General features: G+C 67.3%; 3 protein-coding genes and 2 pseudogenes. 3 read left to right on the top strand and 2 right to left on the bottom strand.

The genetic code is table 11. From position 1 onward, the window contains the following. Positions 1 to 421, bottom strand: a pseudogene (locus K7W03_RS27155) (hypothetical protein); the annotation flags it as partial. 68 nt (positions 422 to 489) lie between these two features. Then, on the bottom strand, positions 490 to 732 hold the full coding sequence (locus K7W03_RS27150) for a hypothetical protein (RefSeq protein ID WP_222888064.1): 243 nt from the start codon (positions 730 to 732) through the stop codon (positions 490 to 492). Between the two features lie 90 nt (positions 733 to 822). On the opposite strand from K7W03_RS27150, the gene K7W03_RS27145 reads away from it, so the two are divergent. The 3 genes and pseudogenes from K7W03_RS27145 to K7W03_RS27135 all read left to right on the top strand — a co-directional run. Next, entirely contained in the window at positions 823 to 1,344 is a 522-nt protein-coding gene (locus K7W03_RS27145; protein ID WP_222888062.1) for a GNAT family N-acetyltransferase, read from the top strand. 12 nt (positions 1,345 to 1,356) lie between these two features. Next, positions 1,357 to 1,992: a YqaA family protein gene (locus tag K7W03_RS27140; RefSeq protein ID WP_025551535.1), complete on the top strand. Its 636-nt coding sequence runs from the start codon at positions 1,357 to 1,359 to the stop codon at positions 1,990 to 1,992. Between the two features lie 11 nt (positions 1,993 to 2,003). Continuing rightward, positions 2,004 to 2,697, top strand: a pseudogene (locus K7W03_RS27135) (apolipoprotein N-acyltransferase); the annotation flags it as partial.

Below are 2,697 nucleotides of genomic sequence, written 5' to 3'. Positions count from 1 at the left end.
CCGCCGCGCTGTTGCCCTGCCCCGTCGCGCCGTCGGCCGCGCCCTTCTTCGCCATCTTGCCGATGTCGGCGGACGCCATCTGCTGGCTGTCCAGCACCAGGAACGGCAGCGGCGAGGGCTGCTGCTCGGTCGGCTTCACCACGGGACGGTCGCGCTTGACCACCGGCTGCTGCACCTGCCGCCGCGCCGATTTCTCCTGCTTCTTCTTCTCGCTCTTCTCGGCCTTGCTCTGCGCCTTCTCCGCCTTGGGCGCGGGCGCCATCTCGAACGTCACCGGATTGCGCAGGTCCGGCAGCCGGATCACCGGATCGGGCGCCAGCGTCAGCAACGCCAGCAGCAGCAGCGCGTTGAACAGCAGCGCCAGCAGCAATCCGCCGCCGCGCTCGCGCCATTGGGAGGGAAGGGATAAGGTCAAATTCACTCGGATGCGCCGGGCCGGACTCATAAGGGGTCATGCCCAGACGCCGCCGCGCCGTCAACGCCGTGGCGTCAACAGATATCCTCCTCCCGGACGACAGGACGGCTTTCCCGGGTCGCCCGCATCCGGCTGACCCTGTCGTCCGGGTCCGACGTCAGCACGACATGATCCTCATGCACCTCCAGCAGCACGCCGGCAAAGGGCATGCCCTCCAGACTGCCCGTCACCCGGTAGCTGACCGAATCCCCAACCTTGAACGTCGCGGGATCGGTATTGAACTCAAAGGGACAGGCGCCCTCTCCCATGCCAAGCATATGCGTCTCCTACACGGCAAAGCTAGCGTGGCGACGCGGCACCGATCAAGGCCCCTGTCGCTTCCATCACAAGGGCGTTACAGGCCGGCCATGGACATACGCCTCGCCCGCCCGTCGGACCTCCCCCGTCTCCACCCGATCATAGAGCGCGCCTATCGCGGCGACACCGCCCGGCAAAGCTGGGCCATAGAGACCGCCCCGCCCGCCACCGCCCGCACCAGCATCGCCGCGCTGGAGGCGATCCTCGCCGACCCCGCCGAACGCCTGCTGGTCGCGCCAGACCCGGACGACGCTCCCATCGGCTGCGTCCATATCTCCGACCGGGGCGACGGCCGTGCCTGTCTCGGCCTGCTCTGCGTCGATCCCGCGCTCCAGTCGGGGGGCCTCGGCCACCGCCTCATCGCCGCCGCCGAACAGCTCGCCGCGACCGCCTTCGGTACCCGGCGGATGGAAATGACCGTCATCTCCACCCACGACAATCTCATCCGATATTATCGAAGACGCGGCTACCGACCGACGGGAGAGACACGCCCCTATCCCGTACCGCTCGATCCGCCGCAGCAGATGGTCGTCCTGGCAAAAGCACTGGCGGCCCGAAAGCAGTTGGGCTAGGGCCTCAACCCGATGCTCACCAAGCTCTACCAATGGACGCTGGCGAAAGCCGCCCACGCCCACGCCGAACGCTGGCTCTTCGCCATCAGCTTCATGGAAAGCAGCTTCTTCCCGATCCCGCCGCACCCGCTGCTGGGCCTGATGTGCCTCGCCCGCCCGGAACGCGCGATCCGCTTCGGGCTGATCTGCACCATCGCCTCGGTGCTGGGCGGGCTGTTCGGCTATGCCATCGGCCATTTCCTCTATGAAACGGTCGGGCAGCAGATATTGCACGCCCTCGGCCTCGCCGCGAAATTCCCCGTCGCCGCCTGCTATCTGCGCGATTACGGGGCGGAGATCATCCTGATCAAGGGCGCGACGCCGATCCCGTTCAAGCTCATCACGATCACGGCGGGCTTCATCGGCCTCTCCCTCTTCACCTTCCTCTGGGCCAGCGTGCTCAGCCGCGCCTTCCAGTTCATGCTGGTGGGCTTCCTGTTCTGGAAGTTCGGCCGCCCGATCAAGGCGTTTATCGAAAAATATCTGGGCCTGCTCTCCGCCGGCTTCCTGGTCCTGCTGGTCGGCGGCTTCATCGCGGCCTCCGCCCTGTCCGGCGGCGGGGACAAGAGCGACAAGTGCAGCCACGCCACCATGGCCACCCTGCACTGATCCGCACCGGCATGAAGGACATTCCGGCCCGCTTTCCGAAGCTCACCGCCCTGCTCGCCGGATTCGCGGCGGCCACCGGCTTCGAACCGCTGAAGCTCTGGCCTGTCACCCTCGCCTGCTTCGCGCTGCTCATCCTCCTGATCGAACAGGCTCCCGACCGCCGCAGCGCCTTCGCACGCGGCTGGCTGTTCGGCGTCGGCCATTTCACCCTGGGCCTCAACTGGATCGCCCACGCCTTCACCTTCCAGGACGCGATGCCCCACTGGTTCGGCTACGGCGCGGTGGTCCTCCTGTCGCTGTATCTTGCGGTTTATCCGGGCCTGGCGACTCTGGCGGCCCGGTGGCTGTACCATCTACAGAACAACGTGCTCCTGCGAAGGCACTGGAACGAGACAAGCGGCTCGCGACAGCCCAGTCCCGCCGTCAGAACTGGACTCCTGCCCCCGCAGGAGCACGCCACACTTCCTTTCACCCTCCTCTTCGCCGCCTGCTGGCTGGCCTCGGAATATCTCCGCGCCACCCTCTTCACCGGCTTCGCGTGGAACCCGCTGGGCGTCACCCTCCTCCCCACCGGCATGGCGATCGCCGCCACCCTGATCGGCACCTACGGCCTCGGCGCGCTCGCCATACTGGCGTCGGGCGCGCTCCTCCTCGCCCTCCGCCGCCAGTTCCGCCCCGCCGCCGCGCTCATTACACCCCTCTTCG

Origin of the sequence: Sphingobium sp. PNB, assembly GCF_019873065.1 — a bacterium.
GTDB classification, from domain to species: Bacteria; Pseudomonadota; Alphaproteobacteria; order Sphingomonadales; family Sphingomonadaceae; genus Sphingobium; species Sphingobium fuliginis.
This window is presented reverse-complemented; position numbering and strand designations above follow the sequence as displayed.

Bases quoted from the DNA above. Each gene is read 5' to 3' on its own strand.
- K7W03_RS27150 (WP_222888064.1), bottom strand. From the start codon at position 732: ATGCTTGGCATGGGAGAGGGCGCCTGTCCCTTTGAGTTCAATACCGAT.
- K7W03_RS27145 (WP_222888062.1), top strand. From the start codon at position 823: ATGGACATACGCCTCGCCCGCCCGTCGGACCTCCCCCGTCTCCACCCG.
- K7W03_RS27140 (WP_025551535.1), top strand. From the start codon at position 1,357: ATGCTCACCAAGCTCTACCAATGGACGCTGGCGAAAGCCGCCCACGCC.